Genomic DNA, 20,292 nt, shown 5'->3' with positions numbered 1-20,292 from the left:
TGTGGCGGCACGTTCAGGATCGATTCACAGACGAGTGGTCAAATTCGTCAGCCAGTCCGGCATGGCATTCGTCAGCGACGTTTCGACGATCTTGTCGAGGCCGGTGAGTACGAATGCGCCGACGAACGCGAATGCCGCGCCCATGACCGGTTTGGCGATGCGCGACGTCCTGGCCAGCAAGTCTCGCCGGGCGAAGATTGCCTGCCTTGAACCATAGGCGAGCGCCAGGATGGGCGTCGCCGCTCCGAGCCCGAACACCGCCATCACGACGGCCGCCTTGACCACCGTGTCGCCCTGGGCCGCAAGTCCGATCGCGGCTCCCAATGTCGGACCGGAACAGGGCGACCAGATCGCGCCCAGCAAGCCACCGAGTACGAATTGTCCTCCAAGTCCGGACGGCTGAAGGCGATCGAGCAATGTCTGGCCGCCGGTTGCGACGGGAGCTGCGAAAGCCGCCAGTCTTCCCTGCAGAGCGGGAACGAGCAGCACCACGCCCATGGCCAGCATCAGCACCGCGATGGCGGATCTGAGCGTCGCGGGGTCGAGACCGACATTGAAACCGACCGAGGCGATCAGGGTGCCAAGCAAGGCGAACGATGTCGCAAGGCCGGCAGCCAGGGCAACCGGTCCCCAGGCATGCTTTTCAAGTACGCCGAAGAGGACGATCGGCAGCAATGGAAGCACGCATGGCGAGAGGGTCGATAACCCGCCCGCGGCATAGCTGAGCGCCAGATTGCCGAGTTCGGACACCCTCACAAGCCTTTCGAGACGAGGGCTTTGATGCTGGCGGGATTGGTGTCTCCCGTTGACCTGCCAACTTCGTTGGCGCCCTTGAATACGATGAGGGTGCTCTGACTTTGGACTCGAAAGCGCTTCAGGACATCCTTCGCGCTATCGAAATCCACCTCATAGACAATCAGGTTCGGCGTCGACTTTTCGATTTCCTGGACGATCGGTCGTTGCACCTTGCACGTCGGACACCAGGGCGCGGTCACATCGACGAGGATGGGTTTTCCGGCCGCTTGCGCTTGCTGGAAAGCCTTCGTATCGAACGGTTGTCCGGCCTGGGCCGTCAGCGATGACCCGGCGAGGAAGGCTATTGCGATCAGTGTCTTTAGGGAATTCAATGACATGTTCGATGTATCTCCGAGGGATGCCTGGACGGTCGGCCAGAGAGTTTCGCTGCGGAGCCGGCGGAAGTTACGCGCGCCTGCAAAAATAAGACGGCGATACCCGAGTACCCGCTGACGTGGAACAACTTGATCTTTCGCGATACCCGGAGCTGTTACGCCGAGATGAAGCGGGATTCGAATTCGCCAGCCCTGGAGTCGCTCATGCAGGCCGCACAGGCCGGCGATATGCGCGCTTACGAACGTCTTTTGAGGGAAATCACACCCAGATTGCGCCAGATCGTGCGAAAGCGGCGACAATTTTTCACGGCTGAGGAAGTCGAGGACCTGGTTCAGGAGATACTCTTGTCGATCCACGCGGTACGCGCGACGTACGATCCAAACCGTCCATTCATGCCATGGCTGTCGACCATCGCCCATAACAGGCTGATCGACAGCGCGCGACGGTTCTACCGGGGAAAATCGAATGAGGTCCAGATGGACGAACTGCCCGTAACCTTTGCCGATGATTGGGCGAACATAGAGAACGAGGAATATCGCGACCCGGAAGAGTTGACGATCGCCATCAAGGGCCTGCCCGAAGGTCAGAGGAAGGCGATCGAAATGCTGAAGCTGCGCGAAATGTCACTCAAGGAGGCGGCAGCGGCGAGCGGAACCACCATAGGAGCGCTGAAGATTTCGATCCATCGGGCGGTCCTGAACCTGCGGAAGGCTCTCAGCAAAGAGTGATGGCCATGGACACCGACAGACTGATTGCGAGTTTGACCGAGGATGCGGATCCGGTTCAGAGGCTTCCATCGCCCTGGGTCCGGACTGCCTTATGGTTTGCGATGGCCGTCCCGTATGTCGCCGTCATCGTCATGATGATGGTTCCGCGCGATGACCTGGCCGTCAAGTTCACGGATTTTCGCTATCTCGTCGAACAAATTGCCGCGCTTTGCACAGCGATCGGCGCCGCCGTTGCCGCCTTTCAATCGATCGTTCCCGGATACGACCGCCGATTTCTGTTGCTTCCACTGGTGCCGCTATCGGTTTGGCTGGCGAGTGTCGGCGAAGGGTGCGTCGAGGCGTGGTTGCGCGGAGGCGCCTTTCAGGACTTCACCTCGGACTTCCTCTGCATTCCCGCCATTGCACTGGTCGGAACGCTGCCGGCCGTGGCGATGGCGCTCATGCTGCGAAAGGGAGCCCCCCTTTGGCCGCATGCTTCGGCGGCGCTGGGAGGTCTGGCGGCGGCCGGATTGGGCAACTTCGGTCTTCGTCTCTTCCACGGTCAGGACGCAAGCCTGATGGTGCTGGTTTGGCAGGTGGGGACCGTCTTCATGCTGACGGTCCTCTGCGGCTGGGCCGGCCGGCTGCTGCTGGATTGGCGGCCTGTGGTCGCGAGGGTTCGTCGCAAACTCGCAGCGCACTGAACCCACCGCAAGCGGGCCAGGTGAGATCCCGTGAAACCGGTCTCGCCTGGCGCCAACGTTACAATGCCTTCTCCAGACGCCCTTCCTCGATCGCGTCGATCTGCAGCGCGATGAAGCGCGAATAGATCCGGCATTGCGAGAACGAGCCGCCGGTGAACCACAGCCCGGGCTGCCCGGTGCGGGTCCACATGTTGCGCAGTTCCTGGCTGTCGGCATCGAACCCCCAGATCGGCCCGACGCGCGCGGCGACTTCAGCGCCGAACAGCGAGCCCACGATGTGATCCTGGCCCTTGTACCCGGTCGCCAGCACCACGAGGTCCGCCGCTAATTTCGAACCGTCGCCAAGCAGCAATCCATCGCTGACGAACTGCCTGATGTCATCAGCCTGGATCAGCCGGATCTTGCCGTCGGCGATCAGCTCGGAGCAGCCGACATTGAAGTAATAGCCGCCGCCGCGGGTGCGGAACTTCAGCGGCCAGCCGGTGCCGTCTTCGCCGAATTCGAGCCGGAAGCCCGCCTGCTCCAGCCGCGACAACAGCGGCGCGTCGAGCTCGCGGACCTCTTTGGTGATGATCTTGTGCGATGCCTTGACCACTTCGAGCGGCACCGAGGCATTCAACAGGTCCCTGATTTCGACCGGCGGCCCGTCGCCGAGATAGGTCTTGTCGTAGAGCTGCGCGCTCGGGTCAACATTGACGACCAGGGTCGGGCTGCGCTGAACCATGGTGACGTCGGCGCCGTTGGCCTGCAGCTCCTGACTAATGTCATGCGCGCTGGTGCCGGTCCCCATCACGATCACGGATTTGCCGCGCCACTGCGCGCCGGCGGCAAACCGGCTGGAATGCAGCACCTTGCCGGCGAAATTCTCGATCGTGGCGATGGTGGGAATGTTGGGCGTGCCGCTGACGCTGGTCGCCATCACGATATGTTTTGGGCGCAGCATCCGAACGCTGCCGTCGCCGCGACGGATCCGCGCCATCCAGCTCTGCGAGGATTGATCGTATTCGGCGCCCTCGAACACGGTGCCGGTCCAGAAGTTGACCTCCATGCTCTCGACATAGGCTTCGAGCCAGTTCGCGATCTTGTCTTTGGGGATGTAGTCCGGCCAGTTCGGCGGGAACGGCATGTAGCGCAGGTGATTGACCGGCGTCTTGTTATGCAGCTTGAGGCCGTGATAGCGCAGCCGCCAGTTGTCGCCGACGCGTTGCTGCCTGTCGATGACAAGCGTATCGAGGCCCAGCCGCTTCAGCTCGACCGCCGCGGAAATACCTGCATGTCCGCCGCCGACCACCAGAACGTCGGGCTCGCGCCCTTCGAAGGCGATTTCGGCCTGGCGTTCTTCGAGCCAGTTCCGTTTGGCGAAATCGCGGCTGTGCGAGGTGGGCTCGATATTGCCCGACTTCGCCGCGCCGATCCTGTCGATGTCGAGCACCGTCGACAGCGTCCAGGCTTTTGGCGGCGCGCCGGGCGAAGGCAACAGCCGGACCACCCCGACGGCAGGACCATTAGCGGTATCGAACCGGAAAATCGCCTCGATCACTTCCTGCCCCGCGACCACAGCGCGGCGCGGCATGAACAATCCGGTGTCGATCTCAAACCCGGCGGCGGCCACCGCGCGCGCACGCCGGCATAATTGATCGGCCAGTTTGCCGGCGCCGCTGAAGGTCGCGATATCGAAGGAAATGCCGCACAGGTTTCGCCAGTGGCTGTCAGGCACAAACAGCGCACGCAGCGCCGCCGCGTCTCCGCCCGCCAGCGAACGGCTGAAGTCAGCGATCCACGATTTTGCCTCGGCTTCGGCCGATGTCCTGATTTTTTCCAGCATGCCTGGGTCCTCTGACCTTCTCTCCCGCAGCGGCCGTCCGGTTCACCCGGCCAGCCCCCGACAATCGCGGCGGCTCGTCTTGTGCGCGCCTCTTCCTGATCGTCCCGATCATCATTACCACGCGCCCGCCTCCGAGCGAGATGCGTCGCCGCTCATTTTTGCCGGCAGGCCCTGCGAAATTGCCGCTCGTGGCTGGCCGGCGCGCCGGACAACAACGGGCCTTCGATGCCTCGTCGGCTTCCAAACCTCGACCGGACTCGACGAACCCGGAAATTGATGTATATGTCTCCATTGGAGACATTTACGCAAGAGGCCCGGCATGACCTATGAACTCATCAGGCGGCAATTGAGCACGGCGGTTCCGTTCGCGAACCACGTCGGGATCGAGCTGGAGACGATCGAAAAAGGCCGGGCCGTTGCCCGCCTGCCGTTCCGCCCCGAGGGTCTCAACCACATCGGGACGCAGCATGCCGGCGCGCTGTTTGCATTGGGGGAAGCGGCGTCCGGCGCGGCGATGGCAGGAACCTTCGCGCCTATGCTGCTTGAAATCCGCCCCGTCGCCGCCGAAGCCGCGATCCGGTTTTTGGCCGTCGCGAAGGGAGGCGTACGCGCCGAAGCCTCGATATCGGACGACGCCGACGCGTTGGTCCATACCGTTAGGACCGACGGCAAATCGGTGTTTCGTGTGACGGTCCATTTCATTGGTGAAGACCAGGCCAAAATCGCCGAGATGACCGTCGACTGGCACGTCTCGATGAAGAGAAAACAGGTCTAAGATGAAACCCACGCGTCACGCGATACGACGCGACTCGTTTCACCATGGCGACACCAAACGGGCCGCGGTCGATGCGGCCCTGGCGCTGATTGCCGAACATGGGCAGCACGCCGTTACGCTCAGGGCGGTAGCCGAAATCCTCGGCGTCAATCACCGGGCGCTCTACCGGCAATACACGTCGCGAGAGGATCTGCTCTTTGCCGTCGCGGAGCGCGGCTTTGCCCGGCTGGCGGATTTGCTGGAGGCCATTCCGGTGGCAGAGCTGGACTGCGGACGCACCGCCCTGGCGCAGTGCTACGCCAGCTTTGCACTGGCGGAGCCCCAGCTCTACGACCTGATGTTCGCGCTGCCCTTGCGAAAATGTTTTCATGACGCGGAGGGTATCGGACCGCAGTTGCGCCGCGTCGTCAAAGCCGCTGCCGTAACCATCCAGGCGGGACACGCCCCGCCGATCGGCAGCGATGCGACCCGAATCGGCGTCTTGCGCGTCTGGGGACTGACGCATGGACTGATCGGGCTTTACCGGGCCGGAGCACTGAAGGCACGATCCGATCGCAGTGCCGTCCAGTTCATGGTCGATGCGGCCCGGGCGCTTGCACCGGCGGCGGAGCGGCTTCGGCCGTGAATGACGGCGGCACGCCGGCGCTGGATTCGACCCTGTCCGGGCCCGACTGCGAGCCGCGCGCCGCCGCCGCCCAGGCGTCAAGCATGGCCGGAACATCGTCGAGCTTCAGCGCAGTCCGTGCCCCGATCGCGCCGCCGGCGGTCAGTCCGAAATGGCAGACGATGATGTCGGCCCCTGCGCGCGCCATCGCCGCGGCGTCGTCGGCTGAGAACACATAGGGGGGTCGTCAACAGCCCCTTGGCGCCGGCCAGCGCGATCATCTCGACTTCGAGCGCGTAGACATGCCGGTTTCCTCCAGCCCGGTGCGGAAGCTGCCGTCGATCAGCCCGACCGTCGGAAAATTCTGCACGCCGGAGAAGCCAATCGCTTTAACCTCGTCGAGAAAATGATCCATGCTGCGAAACGGAGCTGATCGCAGCCAATGGGCCGAGCTTTACAGTCGGTGGCGACCTCGGCCTGTTCGCGGGAACCGAGCGCGAGCAATTGCCGAATCGGCTGCGCCGCATGATCGACAGCTATCATCTGGCGATCGAACGCCTGACTAGCATCGATGCACCTGTCGTCGCCGCGGTGCGCGGCGGCGCAGGCGGCGGCGGGCTGGGCCTGCTCTACGCCGCCGACATAGTCGTTGCAGCCGACGATGCGCGGTTTGCGCTGGGCTACGGGGCCCTCGGTTTGACCGCCGATGGCGGCAATACTTGGTTTCTGCCGCCCATGGTCGGAATGCGGCGTGCACAAGAGCTCTTTCTGCTCAACCGACGCCTGACCGCGCAGGAAGCACTCGAATTCGGATTGGTGTCGCGCCTGGCGGCGAGCGACGCCGTCGAAAACGAGGCAGCCGCCCTCACAGCCAAACTCGCAGCGGGTCCGACGCGGGCGTACGGCGCCGTGCGCCGCATGCTCCGTCAATCGTTTGAGACAGGTCTTTCCAATCAACTCGAGGCCGAGAAAGAATCGATTGTGGTCGCCAGCCGCTCCGACGACGCGCAAGAAGGCATTGCCGCGTTCGTAGCTAAGCGTCGTCCGCAGTTCCGTGGTGGATGAGCAGAAACGGAGTCTCGGCCGCGGTTGGAGTATAGCCGACAATCAGACATAATTTCATGAAGGTTTACTACAGAGCTCCCTGATCGGCCGCTTTGCGCCAGAAGCGGACATTCGACGTTCAAACGCGGACGATGCGGTGCTGCGCCATGCCTGCCAGAGCGCACTCGCTGCCGCCCAAAACAAACTTCCACGCGGGATTTTTCCCGTGCAGGCGATCGCTGCTCGGATACCATTGGCGATTGCGGTCCGGCAGCTGCGGCCCGGATCAGGACAAGGCTGCGATCAGGTCGTCAGCGCGGGTCACCATGGCCACATTCTGGATCGCGTAGTTCACCGCCGCGATGTGCCATTCGTCGTTCATGGTCGAGCAACAATCCTCCGGCACGACCATGTAAAATCCCTTATCTGCGCCGGTACGGGCGGTATGTTCGATCGACATGTTGGTCCAGGCCCCGGTGACAATGACGAAATCGCGGCCGGCCGCCTTCAGCATGGTCTCCAGCCTCGTGCCCTCCCAGGCGCTCATTCGCGTTTTTTCCACCACCTGGTCGCCGGCGTGCGGCTCCAGCCCCGGCACCGGCGCAGCCCCCCATGTGCCGCGCACCATTGCTTTGGCATCGATCAGCCCCTCGAACAGCGGGGCATTCGCTGTCACGCCCGGCGCGCCGGGCTCGACCACGAACCAGACGTGAATCACCATGACGCCGCGCGCACGCGCGGCCTCCGCGAGCCGCTTTGCGTTGGCGATGGCGTTCTGTTCGCGGCAATGCGCCGGCGAGCCTGACGAGGCGAAGGCGCCGCCGTCCATCACCACGTCGTTCTGCATGTCCTGAATGATCAGGGCGCAGCGCATGGGATCGATCGCGTAACCCGGCTCGGCGAGCTTGGCGCCGGACCGGCTGATGGTCGCCGCAGCAGCGAACGGCGCGGGCTGCGCCGCCGCTGGCGCGAGCTGGCCGGCGCGCATATAGGGCTCGTTGCGCGGTCCGACCTTCACCGGCACCGCATAGACCGAATGCGTGGCGGTGATGTAGAGCGTGCGCCAATCCGGTCCGCCCCAGGTCAGATTGCTGACCAGTTCGGGAATGCGCAGCTTGCCGATCAGCCGGCCATCAGGCGCATACACCCAGATGCCGCCCGGCGCCGAAAGCCAGACATTGCCGAGCGCGTCGCATTTCATGCCGTCCGGCACCCCGGGCTCGGTGGCCGAAACAATGTTGGAGGCGAACACCCGGCCGTTGCCAAGGCCGCCGCCGGCTCCGACGTCGAACACCCGGATAAGATGCTTGACGGTGTCGTTGACGTAGAGCCGCTTCTCGTCCGGCGAAAAGCACAGACCGTTCGGCTGATCGAACAGAAAACGATCGACCAGCAATTGCGGCGGACCGCCGCCGGGGGGCACGCGATAGACGCCCTGGAAGCCGAGCTGGCGCGGACGCTCGACGCCGTAGACCGGCATCCGGCCGTACCACGGGTCGGAGAAATAGATCGCGCCGTCGGATTTGACGCAGACGTCGTTCGGCGAATTCAGCTCCAGCCCATCGAAATGCGACGCCACCACCTCGCGCCGCCCGTCGGGGCGTTCGCGCACCAGCGTGGAGGTGGCGTGCTCGCACACGATCAGGTTCAATTCGGCATCATAGGTCATCCCATTGCACTTGTTGGCGGGACGCATCGCCTCGCGAATGCCCTGCCCGTCGAAACGGCGGCGCACGTCGCCCGGCATGTCGGAGAACAGGAGATCATGCGCCTTCGGGTGCCAGACGGGGCCTTCCGTGAACTGGAAGCCGGTGCCGACCTGCCGAACCGGCGCCCACAGATCGACCAATTCGGCGAAGGATGGCCGCAGTGCGATATGCGTGGTCATCGCTGGTCTCCGAATACGCCGTTCACGCTGCGAACCAGTTGCGTGACGGCAACGACTGCACGGTTGGTCCCGGCACCGCCATGTCCAGCCGCGCCACCACCTGGCCGTGCTCGATCTTGGCGGGCTTGTCATGCACCGGCAGCAGGAAGCGCGAACCCGACAGCAGCCGCTTGATCGCAGCCTTCTCCTCGCGCTTGGTGTTGCCGTGGTTGCCGGTGGTGCGGGGCTCGTTGTGATGCAATTCGTGGAAGGGATTCACGATCTGGTCGTTGAAATCATAGATCACGTCGCCGCATATGGTGGCACGACCCTCGGCTGTCTCGACATGGACGTTCATCGAGCCTTCGGTATGGGCGCCCGCCGCATCGATGGTGACGCCGGGGCAGACCTCGATCGGTCCCGACAGTTCGAGATCCTCCAGCCGCAGCGCGTGGCGGGTATGCAGCCGGTCGATCAGGTGCTTGATGTCGGGCAACGGATATTGCGGATGCATCAGGCCCGAAACCGAATATTCCAGTTCGCGCCGGTTCAGCAGAACCGTCGTGTTCATCGGGAACAGCTCGTCCTTGCCGGCGTGATCGATGTGGAGATGGGTGTGCATGACGTAACGGACATCGCCCATCCTCACCCCATGCCTGGCGAGCTGGTTCTCGATCATGTTCTCGTGATGCTGCAGCCCGCGCATTCCGAGGCTCTCCATGATCTGATTGTGACGATAGCCGGTATCGACCACCATCGGCCACGGACCGCCGAGGATCAGGAAGCCGTAAGTGTATACCCGCCTGACACGCCCGCAATCGCGACCCAGCACGAGGAAGCTGGATTCCAGTTCGATGTCGCCGTAGTCCAGGATCTTGATCTCGAGCGCCATGTGTTTGTTTCCTCTCGTTGGATCGTGTTGATCAGGCCAGCCGGTAGATGCCGGCGGCGGTGTCGTGAAAGATCGCCTGCCGGTCCACGGCGGACAACGTCTGGGTCGCCGCGCGATAGGCATCGACCAGCGCGTCGTAGCGGGTCCAGAGTTTCTCGATCGGAAAATTCGAGCCGAACAGGCAGCGGCCGGCGCCGAACAGCCTGACGGTTTCGCCGACCACGAAGCCGATATGCGCCGGATCGTTGCGATGCAGGAAGGTGCCGAGGCCGGACAGTTTTGCCACGACGTTGGGCCGCTGCGCCAATAACGCCATGCCGCCGCGCCAGGCCTCGATGCCGGCCGGCGACAGATCCTCCAGCATGCCGGCGTGCTGCAGCACGAAGCTGACTCCGGGACAGGCATCGGCAAGCTCGGCCGCATCCGCCATCTGCGGCGCGAACACCTGCAGGTCGAAGGCCCAGCCATACTCGCTCAATCTCGCGATATTGCGCCGGAGTATCGGATCGCGCGCGAGATCCGGAGCAGACGCGAAGCGGTATTGCGGGTTATCGTGCCAGTGCAGCTGCATCCTGACGCCGCGCACCAGCGGGAACGCCGCCAGCTGCTCCAGTTGCGGCCGGACGTCAGGCGCGGTGAAATCCGCATAGGCGACAATGGCGTGCGGCCAGCCGGTTTCCCGCGCGGCGTCGCTGACATAGCGGACCTCGTCGAGGAAACGCTCCACCGCCCAATTCGCCTGCACATACACCGACCGCGTGATGCCGGCGGCGGCGACATCCGCCAGATACTCCGCGATGGTGTAGTCGCGACGGATCGGCTCGTAGGGCCCGAAGATCCGCGGCTGCATAGGCCCGAGCAGCCAGGGCAGATCCTGCTGCCGCCAGATGTGATGATGCGCATCGACGCAGCCGGACACAGGAGGATTCATCGGGCGGCCCTCCGTCGTGACAGGTCGAGAACGTGCCGGCACAGCCGCTCCGTCGTCGCGCCATTGGCAAGGCTGTCAAGCATCGGCAGCACCGCGCGCAGCGCGGCGGTCTCCGGACGATAATCGGCCGCCGCGGCGAGCGGGGTCAGCCAGTCGATCCGCCAGGCGCGCGCGGCGAGATGCCCGACCGCGCGGATCATCTGCGCCGGATCGCCGCGCTCCAATCCGTCGGACAGCACCAGCACCAGCGCGCCGCGGGCGTATCCGGCGAAACGCGGCACCGCGAGGAAGGCGGCCAGCGCATCGCCGATTCGCGTGCCGCCGTCCCAGTCAGCCACGAGGTCCGCTGTGACGGCAAGCGCCTGCTCGCGGTTCTTCAGCCGCAGCGCGCGGGTCAGCCGCGTCAGCCGGGTGCCGAACGTGAACACCTCGACGCGCGGCGCCGCGTTGACCAGCGCATGGGCAAAGCGCAGATGCGCGTCGGAACGCACCTTCATCGAGCCCGACACGTCGATCAGCAGCAGGATGGCGCGCGGCCGCGGCTGACGTTCGCGGCGGCGCAGACGGATGATCTCGCCATCGGTGCGGATGGCATCACGTAGCGAACGCTGCAGGTCGAAGCCGGCGCCGCGTTTCGCGGAGCGCATCCGATAGCCGCGGCGACGCGGCAGCCGGGCCGGCAGCTGCCGGCTGAACTGCGCCAGTTGCTGGTTGTCGTCGTCCGGCCGCAGCGCGCGCCGCGACAGCGCCTCGCTGGCGGTCGCCGCCTGCCCGGTTTCGTTGATATCGTCCGACAGCGGCGCGTCATATCCGGCGCCGTCGTCCTGTACCTGCAATTCCTCGTCGCTCTCAGTGACCTGATCCGACAACGCGCCGGCAAGGCCGAGAAAATGCATATCGAACAGCATGTCGAAATCGGGTTGCCGCTCGAACGGCGGCGCCAGCGTGGCGATGCCGGCGCGGCGGATGTCACCGATGTCGCGCGGGCCGAGCAGTTCGATCGCCCCCAGAAAGGCCAGGCCCTGTTCCGGCGCGACCGAAAAGCTATTGCGGCGCAACAGCGCGATGAAATCCAGCAGCGGCCGGGCCGCCTGCGGCAGCGCTGTTACCGTCATGCCGCGATCTCCGCGATGATGGCGTCGAGCCGCGGCGCAATAAAGGCGAGATCTTCCTCGTCCTTCAGCGCCACGCCGATCGCGCGGCGGAATGCGTCCGGCCACGGCGCGCCGGTTTTCGCCAGCAACGTCGCGGCTTCCGCCCAGTCGATCGCTTCGGCGACGCCGGGCGGCTTGGTCAGCGGCTCCTGCCGCAGCCGCCCCACCGCCGTCACGATCGCGCGCGCGGTGGCTTCGGCGACGGAGGACGCCCGCATCATGATGATCCGCGCCTCGCGCTCCGGATCCGGATAGGCGATGTAATGATAGACGCAGCGCCGCCGCAGCGCCTCGTGCAAATCGCGGGTGCGGTTCGAGGTCAGGATCACCACCGGGCGTTCATGCGCGCGCAGGGTGCCCCGCTCCGGGATCGAGATCGAGAAATCCGACAGGAATTCGAGCAGGAACGCCTCGAACTCCGGATCGGAGCGGTCGATTTCGTCGATCAGCAGCACGGTCGATTCCGGCCGGCGCAGCGCCGCCAGCATCGGCCGCTCGATCAGGAAATCGTCGCGATAGATGTCGATCGGCTCGTCGCCGGCCTGGCGGATCGCCAGCATCTGGCGCGGGTAGTTCCACTCGTACAGCGCGGCCGCGGCGTCGATGCCCTCGTAGCATTGCAGCCGGATCAGCTGCCGCCCCATGATCCCGGCGATCGCCTTGGCGGCTTCGGTCTTGCCGACACCGGGTGCGCCTTCCAGCAGCAGCGGCTTGCCGAGCGCGAGCGCGAGATAGCCGGCGGTCGCAAAACCGTCATCGGCGAGGTAATAGGCCGCGCGCAAGGCCTCGGCCAGTTTCTCCGGCCGATCGATCCCCCCGACACTTCCGCGCACCGCCATTCCAATGCCCCTATGCGCGCCGGGCTTGCGGCCGCGCGCCGCCCTGCGCCCTCAGCGCGCGCAGGATCTTTTCCGGCGTGATCGGCAGCGTGTCGATCCGGACGCCGACGGCGTTGAAGATCGCGTTGGCGACCGCCGGCAGCACCGGATTGGCGCACATCTCGCCGGGACCCTTGCCGCCGAACGGGCCGTCCGGCGCCGGTCGCTCCAGCACCGCTATGTCGTGCGGCGCGATGTCGCCGGGACCGGGCATCAGATATTCGTTGTAGTCGCGCCCGCCATTTTCGGGATTGGGATAATACGGCTCCGGCGTCTCGTAGAGCGCGTGGCTCATGCCCATCCAGGCGCCGCCGACCAGCTGCTGCTCGACCATTTTCGGATTGAGGGCGCGGCCGAGTTCATAGGCGCTGGTCAACTTGTTGACCTTGACGTCTCCGGTTTCGTCGCAGACCTCGAGATCGACCACGAGGCAGGCATGGGCATAGGCGGTGACCGGTGACATCTCGCCGGTTTCCGGATTGACGTTGGACAGCGGGATCAGAAAGATGCCGCGGCCGGAGATGGTCTTGCCCTGCTTGAACTGCGCCGCCTGCGACGCGGCCTTTACCGTGATCGATTTCGACGCCGCGCCGCGGACATGGATGTTGCCCTTGCCGTCGGTAACGAGATCATCGGCATTGACCTCGAGTTCCTCGGCGGCCGCCTCCAGCAAAACGCCCCGCGCCTCCTTCGCCGCGACGATCACCGCGTTGCCGACGCGATGCGTGCCGCGCGAGGCGAACGAGCCCATATCGTGCGGACCGGTGTCGCTGTCGGCGGTGTCGACATAGACGTCCTCGATCGGCACGCCCAGCGTTTCCGCCGCGATCTGCCGGCTGACCTGCTTCATCCCCTGCCCGAGATCGATCGCCGACAGCGCCACGGTGAATTTGCCATCCGGATTGGCATGCACCAGCGCCTGGCTGGGATCGCCGCCGAGGTTCATGCCGATCGGGTAGTTGATGGACGCCATGCCGCGCCCCTGATGCCGTGCCATCTCAGCGCCTCCGTGTGAACACCGACGAGAACCGCGCCGCGCCGTGCTGGGGCGTCGGCGGCGGAGTCTGAACCGGTGGCGTGGGAGCCGGCAACGGTGCGGCGGCTGCCGGCTGCGACGGATAATTCGGCAGCGGCGCCGCCGGCTGCTGGACGGGCACGGCGGGCGCCGGCTGGTACGCCGGCAGCGGTGCCGCGCCCGGCGTCAGCTGCGGCGGCGCCTGCCGCGTCTCCGGTCGGCCGATCCGGCCGCTCTCGTCAGTTACCGTGGGTGGAATCGCCGCGCGCGGACCTCCGCCGCCGCTTAGCGACGAAGCGCGCCGCGCCGTCTCGCTCAACGGCCAGTTCACCTTCTGGGCCGCGACCTGCACACATTCGATCAGCGCGGTGTTATGGGCGACGCGGCGATGCGCCTTCATGTCGCCGTCGCGATAGGCATTGAGGATACGGAATTCCATCGGGTCGATACCGACCAGATGCGCCAGCTTGTCCATCTGCACCTCGATCGAGAAGTCCAGTCCGGTAACGCCGAAGCCGCGCATGGCGGTAGCCGGCACCCGGTTGGTGAAGACGCAATAGGCGTCGCCGCGCACATTCGGGATCGTATAGGGACCCGGCATGTGGGCGACACATTTGACCACGCCATAGCTCGACAGCCTTGTATAGGCGCCCGCATCGAAATAGGAGGTGATTTGCCGCGCCACGATACGGCCGTCGCGCATCACGCCGTCCTTGATGACGTGCCGCTCGGCCCCGCGCGGCGAGCCGAACTGCATCTCCTCCTCGCGCCCCAGGACATAGCGGACCGGTTGACCGGTGAGAATCGCGCCAAGCACCGCCAGCGGCTCGGTCAGAGAATCGACCTTGCCGCCAAATCCGCCACCGACGGTGCCGCCGATGAAATGCAGCCGGTTGGATTCCAGCGCGAGAATTTTCGCGGTGGTGCCGAGCGAGAAGAACAGGCCCTGCGCGCAGGAATGCACGACATAGCGGTTGTTGGTTTCCGGCGCGGCGATGGTGCCGTTGGTCTCGGTCGAGGCGTGCTCGATCGGCGACATCTGGTACCGCTCCTCCAGCACGTGATCGGCGGTGCGGAAGGCCGCCTCGACGTCGCCGAAGCGCAGCTTCTGGTGGTCGTACTTGTCGTGATACTCGAAGTAGTTCCCGGGATAGGTCTCGTTGACGACGACGGCCCCCGGCTTCAGCGCCTCCTGCACGTCAAACACCGTGGGCAACGGATCGTAGCTCACTCGAACAAGTTTGACGGCGGCCATGGCCTCCGCATCGCTGGCGGCGATGATGGCGACGATCGGCTCACCCTTGTAGCGCACCTTGTCGACGGCGAGCGTCGGCTCGTCGTCCTTGCCGAATCCGATCAGGCTGAGCAGCGTATTCTTGTTGACCGGGACGTCCTGAGCCCGGATCACGCGCTTCACCCCGGGCGCGCGCTCCGCGGCCGAGACGTCGATGCTGCGGATCCGGGCGTGATGATGCGGCGAGCGCACCACCTTCAGGTGCAGCAGGCCGTCAAAGCCGTGATCGTCGAAGAAGCGGGTGCGGCCGGTGACATGTCCCAGCATGTCCTGGCGCTGCTCGCCCTTGCCGATCACGTTGAGATTGTCGTCGCGCTCGTCGGCGAACAGATCCTTGCGAAATTCCAGCATCGGGACCCCTCAGGCGCGGCGGGCGCCGCGCTGTTGCGCGGCGGCCAGAATGGCGTTGATGATCGGTTCGTAGCCGGTGCAGCGGCAGATATTGCCGGCGATCGCCTCCACGACCTCGACCCGTGTCGGATCCGGGTTGCGATCGAGCAGTGCCTTCGCCGCCATCAGCATGCCCGGCGTGCAGAAGCCGCATTGCGCGGCGAAATGCTCCATGAAGGCGGCCTGCAGCGGATGCAGCGTCGGCCCATCGGCGAGCCCGCTCGCGGTTTCGATCGATCGCCCCTCGCAGGTCACGCTGAGCGTGAGGCAACCCAGTCGCGGTTCGCCGTCGACCAGCACGGTGCAAGCGCCACAGGTGCCCTGGCCGCAACCGAACTTCGGCGCGAAATCGCCGAGACCGCGTCGGATGGTGCCGAGCAGCGTTTCCACGGGCTCGACGAACACCGCGCGATCGGTGCCGTTGAGGCGAAACTGTACGGGCATCCGGGCCATTTTCGCGCTCCTTCAGGACGTCTCGCCGGCAAGCAGCCGGCCGAGATGCACGGGCAATACTTCGCGGCGGTACCATTCCGACGCAATCGCATCGGTCGCAGGCTGCGTGCCTTCCAGTGCCGCCGTCTTTGCCGCGGCGATCGTGGCTGCATCCAGGCTGCGGCCCTCCAGCACGCGCTCGACCGCCTTGGCGCGCAGTGGCGTCGGCCCCATGGCGCCGTAGGCGATCCGCACGCCGCTGATCCGTCCGGCGTTCTGCGGCAGATGCACCGCGATCGAGAGCACCGAGATGCCCTTGGGCCGCACCCGCGCGACTTTCAAGAAGCGAAACGCATCGGCGCCGGCCGGACGGTTGAAACCGACCGAAGCCACCAGCCCGACCCCGCCCCGCGCCCGGTTCGCCAGCATCTCCTCGAGCGGCATTGCCCGCGCGCCGCCGAAGCCGGCATGCAAGGTAACGACGGCGTCCAGCGCCAGCAGCGCGGTGGTGAAATCGCCATAGGGTGTCGCGGCGAACAGATTGCCGCCGATCGTCGCAGTGGTCCGCACCGCGGGACCGCCGATACCGCGCGCCGGCGCGTGCAGGTAGGACAGATCGCGGCTGGCAAGCACCATCGCCATGGTGACGCCGGCACCGAGTTCGACCCGCGCGCCGCCGGCGTTGATCGCCAACAACACCGGATCGACGGTGCGCAGCAAGGTACCCTCCGTCATCGCGCCCTCGTTGATGGCGCGCACCAGCAGCGTGCCGCCGCCGAGCATTTGCGCGGCACGGTCGCCGGCCAGGATTTCGGCGGCTTCCTGCAATCCCTGCACGATGCGTAGGTTGACGGGCATGGCGTTTCCTAACCTGCGAGTTCCGGCAACTGGCGGACCGCCGCGATGCCGTTCGAGTAGACGTCGTTGCCAACGAGGTCGGCGAGTTCGCTTTCGCGTCCGGCCGGGGTGGTGAACCGCCCCTCCCAATGCCAGAAGCTGCGATTGCCGTCGGTGACCGGCAGCAGCCGGACATGGGCGACGTAGTTGAACAGCGGAATCGGCGTCTCCAGCAGGCAATAGCTGAAGGTCATTTCCAGATCCGACAGCGCCAGCAACTGCTCGCGCAGTTCGGCGCCGTCCTGCAGCGTGAAGCGACGGACGCAGCCGATCTTGTCCGAGGGATAGCCGCGTTCGATCGAACTTTTGGCGACGATGGGATGCCAGGATTCGTGGCCGTTGAAGTCGCGCAACACCGCCCACAACCGCTCGACCGGCGCGTCGATGATGGTGCTGCGAACGACCTTCGGCATCGCTCAGGCTCCGAAGGCGCGGTTGAGAGCGTCGAACCCGGTCTGGAACACGTTGCCGCCGACTCCGCTGACCAGTTCCGCTTCCAATTCCGGCGCGCAGTCGAAATCGGCGCTCCATTCGATGAACGTGCGGTCCTGGTCGGTTACCGGGGTCAGCCGCAGCGAGGCGACGTAGTTGGTCAGCGGCATCGGCGAATCCAGGATCGAATAGGTGCAGAGCATGTCGAAATCGGACAGCCCGAGCAGCTTTTCGCGTAGTCGATCGCCATTGCGCAGCGCGAACGCCCTGACACAGCCGACCTTGTCGGCCGGCTCGCCGTTCTCGATCCGGCTCTCCGCGATACCGGGATGCCAGTTCGGCAGGCCGTTGAAGTCGCGCACGCGCGCCCAGACCTTGGCCGCCGGTGCATTGATGACGCTGGATACGTAGACGCGGGCCATCCGATTACTCCTTGGCCTTGCCTTTGCCGCCGCGGCCGGACGGTGGCTTGGGCTCGCCGGAACCCGCGTCTGCAGGGACCGGTCCGTCGCCCTTCGGCTTGGGCGGCTGGGCTTCCTTACCGACGCGCTGCAGGTCGCTGGCCTCTCGCATCAGCCCACCCATCCTGGCGAGGCTGCCGCCCTCGATCCCGATTTCCTTGAGCACCTGATCGATCAGCGGTGCCTGCACCCGGTATCGCAGCGCCGATTCGATCACCTCGTCGGTGGGTGTGCGCGAACTGCCGCCGCCATTGCCGGCCATGCCGCCGAGCCCGTCGACGTGCAGGATGCGGATGCCCTCGATCTTCTCCATCGGCTTGACGCTCTCGCGAACGATCCCTTCGATCCGGTCCAGAAGCCGTCGCCGGAACAGGCCGTAGCGCGCCTCATCGGTGAGCGCATTCTCGGCTTCGTAGAGCAGCTTCTGCGCTTCCGCGTCGACCGCGGCGCGGATCGCATGGGCTTCCGCCTCGATACGCTTCTCGTCGGCGTTCTTCCTCGCCAGCATGACTTCCACCGTGGTGCGCCGCTTGGCGTTCTCGCTCTCGCGCACCGTCTTGACGATCTCCTCGGCTTCCACCGCCTTGGCCTTCGCCATTTCCGCCTTCACCTGGGCCGCGGATTCCAGCAGAGATTTCTCGAAAATCGCGATCGCCTTGTCCATGACAGCGCTCTCGACTTCGCGCTCGCGATCGACCTCGAGCTTGCGCAGGTCGCGGTCGCGGCCGACTCGGGCCTCGTCGAGGCCACGTTCGGAAGCGATGCGTGCGCGCTCGATCTCCTCGCGCGCGGCGATCTCGGATTCCTGCAGCGCCTGGTTGCGCGCGATATCAAGCTGCTCGAGCGCCTTGCGCCGCTCCAGCCGGGCGACCTCCAGTTCGCGCTCGCGCGTGATGTCGACTTTCTCAATTTCCTGGCGCGCATTGATCTCGGCTGCGCGCACGGCACGGTCGGAATCGACCCGCTCGATCTTCCGCGCGGAAGTTGCGATCACGCGCTCCTCTTCGGCGATCTCGATGGTCTTCTTCTGATCGATCTGCAGCACCTCGCGGCTCTTCGACGCCGCGATCCGTCCCTTGTCGATCGCCAGCTCAGCCTCGATGCGGCTGACCTCGACCGCATCGCGCTTCTTGATCTCGGCGGTCTCGATCGCCTTGGCGCGGTTGATGTCCAAGCTGCGGATTTCGAGATCGGATGCGATGCGGGCGGTCTCGGTCGCCTCCCGCGCGGCGATCTCGGCGCCTTCCAGTGTCTGCGTCCGCGCGATCTCCTGCGAGCGGGTTTCCTGTTCAGCCAGGATGCGATGCGCCGCGATTTCCTTCTCATTGGCGATCCGCGCGGCTTCCACCGTGTGCAATGCTGCGATCTCGGCTTCGTCGATCGCCTGGTTGCGGGTGATAGTCAGCGCGCGAACCTTCTCCTCTTGCAGGATGCGGGCGGACTCCACCAGTTCCTTCGCCGCGATGCTCTCCTGCTGGACGGTGCGGTCGCGGACGATCTCGCGCGCCAGCCGCTTCTCTTCCGCGGCGAGGCGATTGGCGATGATGGCGCTGTTGCGGGCGATTTCCGCGGTTTCGGTGGCGAGCCGTGCTGCGATATCAGCCTCCTCGACCGAACGCCGCTTGGCGATGTCAAGGCCGGAAATCCGCTGCTCGTTGGCGATCCGGTCGGTGCTGACGGACGCTTCCTGCGCGATCCGGGCGCGCTCGGTAGATTCGCGCGCTGCAATTTCGGCGGCCTGCAGCGCGCGCACCTGTTCTATCTCGCGCTCGCGGATCTCGCGATCGGCAGTGATGCGGGCCTCCTTGATCAGCTGGTCATTGGCGATCCGCGCTTTCTCAACCGTCTCGCGCGCGGCGATCTCTGCCTGGTCGACGATCTGGCTGCGCTCGATCTCGCGCTGGCGAACGTCGCGCTCGGAGGCGATCCTCGCCTCGCTGATGGCGCGCTCGTTGCCGATCCGCGATTTCTCGATCTCCTCGCGCGCATTGATCTGGGCCTGCTCGGCCTCGGTGTCGCGCATCGCGCGCTCGCGGGCGATCTCGGCGCGCTGCACGGCGCGGCGCACCTCGACATCGCGCTGCTGCTCAAGGCGCGCCAATTCGCTCTCGCGCTCGATCTCGAGCGACTGCTTCTCCGCCTCGAGATTGCGCGTCCGGATCCGGATCATCGAATCCTGCTCGATGTCATTGCGCGTCTTGCGCCGCCCCTCGATCTGCTCGATCAGGTGGGTCAGGCCTTCGGCGTCAAAGCGGTTCGAGGCATTGAAATATTGCAGGTCGGTCTGATCGAGATTGATCAGCGCCACCGATTCCAGCTCGAGCCCGTTCTTGGCCAGCGCCTCGGCGGCGGCCTCCTTGACCCTGGCGAGATAGACCCCGCGCTGCTCGTGCATGTCCTCCATCGTCATCTCGGAAGCGACCGAGCGGATCGCGGATACGAATTTCCCGGACAGCAGCGCGTGCAACGTCTCCGGCTGCATGGTGCGCCTGCCGAGCGTCGAGGCCGCCAGCGACACCGCCTCGATGGTGGCGCGGACGCGGACATAGAAGTCGGCGTCGATGTCGACCCGCATTCGGTCGCGGGTGATGATGGCGTCGTCCTGGCCGCGATGCACCCGCATCTGCAGCACGTTCATGTTCACCGGCGTGATGTCATGGATGAACGGCAGCACGAAGGCGCCCGAATCGATCACCACTTTCTCACCGGCGAGGCCGGTTCGCACGAAAGCCGCCTCCTTCGACGAGCGTCGGTAGAGCCAGTTCACCAAATAGACGGCGATCGCGATCGCGATGACCGCCACGATCAGCCAGAGAATGAGCGCTCCGATCAACTGGCCTGACATGTCTGTTCTCCCTC

20 protein-coding genes and 1 pseudogene are annotated in these 20,292 nt (G+C 65.3%); 5 read left to right on the top strand and 16 right to left on the bottom strand.

Features of this window, described 5'->3' with window-relative positions; genetic code table 11:
- Positions 1-24: 24 nt before the first annotated feature.
- Both Q7T45_RS14960 and Q7T45_RS14955 read right to left on the bottom strand, forming a co-directional pair.
- Positions 25-756 carry a cytochrome c biogenesis CcdA family protein gene (locus Q7T45_RS14960; RefSeq protein WP_304871712.1) on the bottom strand — a complete coding sequence of 244 codons (732 nt, stop codon included), beginning with the start codon at positions 754-756 and terminating at the stop codon, positions 25-27.
- A complete protein-coding gene (locus Q7T45_RS14955; RefSeq protein WP_304739057.1) occupies positions 753-1,133 on the bottom strand; it encodes a thioredoxin family protein in 381 nt (126 codons plus the stop codon). The genes Q7T45_RS14960 and Q7T45_RS14955 overlap by 4 nt, the downstream gene beginning before the upstream one ends.
- Before the next feature lie 201 nt (positions 1,134-1,334).
- Between Q7T45_RS14955 and Q7T45_RS14950 the strand changes: the two genes are divergently transcribed.
- Together Q7T45_RS14950 and Q7T45_RS14945 are read left to right on the top strand one after the other, a co-directional pair.
- Positions 1,335-1,859 (top strand): sigma-70 family RNA polymerase sigma factor, encoded by a 525-nt coding sequence (locus Q7T45_RS14950; RefSeq protein WP_304871711.1) that lies wholly within the window; start codon positions 1,335-1,337, stop codon positions 1,857-1,859.
- On the top strand, positions 1,859-2,542 hold the full coding sequence (locus Q7T45_RS14945; protein WP_304871710.1) for an NrsF family protein: 684 nt from the start codon (positions 1,859-1,861) through the stop codon (positions 2,540-2,542). Before Q7T45_RS14950 ends, Q7T45_RS14945 begins: the two co-directional genes overlap by 1 nt.
- Before the next feature lie 58 nt (positions 2,543-2,600).
- Here Q7T45_RS14945 and Q7T45_RS14940 read toward each other — a convergent pair whose 3' ends face one another.
- Entirely contained in the window at positions 2,601-4,367 is a 1,767-nt protein-coding gene (locus tag Q7T45_RS14940; protein ID WP_304871709.1) for an NAD(P)/FAD-dependent oxidoreductase, read from the bottom strand.
- A gap of 319 nt (positions 4,368-4,686) precedes the next feature.
- Between Q7T45_RS14940 and Q7T45_RS14935 the strand changes: the two genes are divergently transcribed.
- Together Q7T45_RS14935 and Q7T45_RS14930 are read left to right on the top strand one after the other, a co-directional pair.
- Positions 4,687-5,142 (top strand): DUF4442 domain-containing protein, encoded by a 456-nt coding sequence (locus Q7T45_RS14935; RefSeq protein WP_304871708.1) that lies wholly within the window; start codon positions 4,687-4,689, stop codon positions 5,140-5,142.
- A 1-nt stretch (position 5,143) separates the two neighbouring features.
- On the top strand, positions 5,144-5,767 hold the full coding sequence (locus Q7T45_RS14930) for a TetR/AcrR family transcriptional regulator (protein ID WP_304871707.1): 624 nt from the start codon (positions 5,144-5,146) through the stop codon (positions 5,765-5,767).
- Here the strand turns inward: Q7T45_RS14930 and Q7T45_RS14925 are convergent.
- Positions 5,712-6,185: pseudogene (locus Q7T45_RS14925) on the bottom strand (phosphoenolpyruvate hydrolase family protein). The gene Q7T45_RS14930 and the pseudogene Q7T45_RS14925 overlap by 56 nt on opposite strands.
- Between Q7T45_RS14925 and Q7T45_RS14920 the strand changes: the two are divergent.
- Positions 6,176-6,811, top strand: coding sequence for an enoyl-CoA hydratase-related protein (locus Q7T45_RS14920; RefSeq protein ID WP_370691280.1), 636 nt, complete (start codon positions 6,176-6,178; stop codon positions 6,809-6,811). The pseudogene Q7T45_RS14925 and the gene Q7T45_RS14920 overlap by 10 nt on opposite strands.
- Positions 6,812-7,076: 265 nt before the next feature.
- Here Q7T45_RS14920 and Q7T45_RS14915 read toward each other — a convergent pair whose 3' ends face one another.
- The 12 genes from Q7T45_RS14915 to Q7T45_RS14860 are packed head-to-tail and all read right to left on the bottom strand — an operon-like array spanning position 7,077 to position 20,278.
- A complete protein-coding gene (locus Q7T45_RS14915) occupies positions 7,077-8,678 on the bottom strand; it encodes an isochorismatase family protein (RefSeq protein ID WP_304871706.1) in 1,602 nt (533 codons plus the stop codon).
- Between the two features lie 22 nt (positions 8,679-8,700).
- A complete protein-coding gene (locus tag Q7T45_RS14910) occupies positions 8,701-9,549 on the bottom strand; it encodes an MBL fold metallo-hydrolase (RefSeq protein WP_304871705.1) in 849 nt (282 codons plus the stop codon).
- A 31-nt stretch (positions 9,550-9,580) separates the two neighbouring features.
- Entirely contained in the window at positions 9,581-10,468 is an 888-nt protein-coding gene (locus Q7T45_RS14905) for an amidohydrolase (RefSeq protein ID WP_304871726.1), read from the bottom strand.
- Positions 10,469-10,476: 8 nt separating this feature from the next.
- The gene (locus Q7T45_RS14900) at positions 10,477-11,595 is read right to left on the bottom strand and encodes a VWA domain-containing protein (RefSeq protein ID WP_304871704.1); all 1,119 of its coding nucleotides are present in this window, start codon (positions 11,593-11,595) and stop codon (positions 10,477-10,479) included.
- Complete coding sequence (locus tag Q7T45_RS14895; protein ID WP_212413186.1) at positions 11,592-12,473, bottom strand: MoxR family ATPase; 882 nt, start codon at positions 12,471-12,473, stop codon at positions 11,592-11,594. The genes Q7T45_RS14900 and Q7T45_RS14895 overlap by 4 nt, the downstream gene beginning before the upstream one ends.
- A gap of 10 nt (positions 12,474-12,483) precedes the next feature.
- The gene (locus Q7T45_RS14890; RefSeq protein WP_304871703.1) at positions 12,484-13,509 is read right to left on the bottom strand and encodes a xanthine dehydrogenase family protein molybdopterin-binding subunit; all 1,026 of its coding nucleotides are present in this window, start codon (positions 13,507-13,509) and stop codon (positions 12,484-12,486) included.
- A 1-nt stretch (position 13,510) separates the two neighbouring features.
- Positions 13,511-15,172 (bottom strand): xanthine dehydrogenase family protein molybdopterin-binding subunit, encoded by a 1,662-nt coding sequence (locus tag Q7T45_RS14885; RefSeq protein WP_304871702.1) that lies wholly within the window; start codon positions 15,170-15,172, stop codon positions 13,511-13,513.
- Positions 15,173-15,181: 9 nt separating this feature from the next.
- Positions 15,182-15,664 carry a (2Fe-2S)-binding protein gene (locus Q7T45_RS14880; protein ID WP_304871701.1) on the bottom strand — a complete coding sequence of 161 codons (483 nt, stop codon included), beginning with the start codon at positions 15,662-15,664 and terminating at the stop codon, positions 15,182-15,184.
- Positions 15,665-15,676: 12 nt separating this feature from the next.
- Complete coding sequence (locus Q7T45_RS14875) at positions 15,677-16,501, bottom strand: xanthine dehydrogenase family protein subunit M (protein ID WP_304871700.1); 825 nt, start codon at positions 16,499-16,501, stop codon at positions 15,677-15,679.
- Positions 16,502-16,509: 8 nt separating this feature from the next.
- A complete protein-coding gene (locus Q7T45_RS14870; RefSeq protein ID WP_304871699.1) occupies positions 16,510-16,953 on the bottom strand; it encodes an SRPBCC family protein in 444 nt (147 codons plus the stop codon).
- A gap of 3 nt (positions 16,954-16,956) precedes the next feature.
- Positions 16,957-17,394: an SRPBCC family protein gene (locus Q7T45_RS14865; RefSeq protein WP_212264193.1), complete on the bottom strand. Its 438-nt coding sequence runs from the start codon at positions 17,392-17,394 to the stop codon at positions 16,957-16,959.
- A gap of 4 nt (positions 17,395-17,398) precedes the next feature.
- Positions 17,399-20,278: a flotillin family protein gene (locus Q7T45_RS14860; RefSeq protein ID WP_304871698.1), complete on the bottom strand. Its 2,880-nt coding sequence runs from the start codon at positions 20,276-20,278 to the stop codon at positions 17,399-17,401.
- Between the last annotated feature and the right edge of the window lie 14 nt (positions 20,279-20,292).

This window comes from Bradyrhizobium sp., from assembly GCF_030646015.1.
Taxonomy (GTDB): domain Bacteria; phylum Pseudomonadota; class Alphaproteobacteria; order Rhizobiales; family Xanthobacteraceae; genus Bradyrhizobium.
This window is presented reverse-complemented; position numbering and strand designations above follow the sequence as displayed.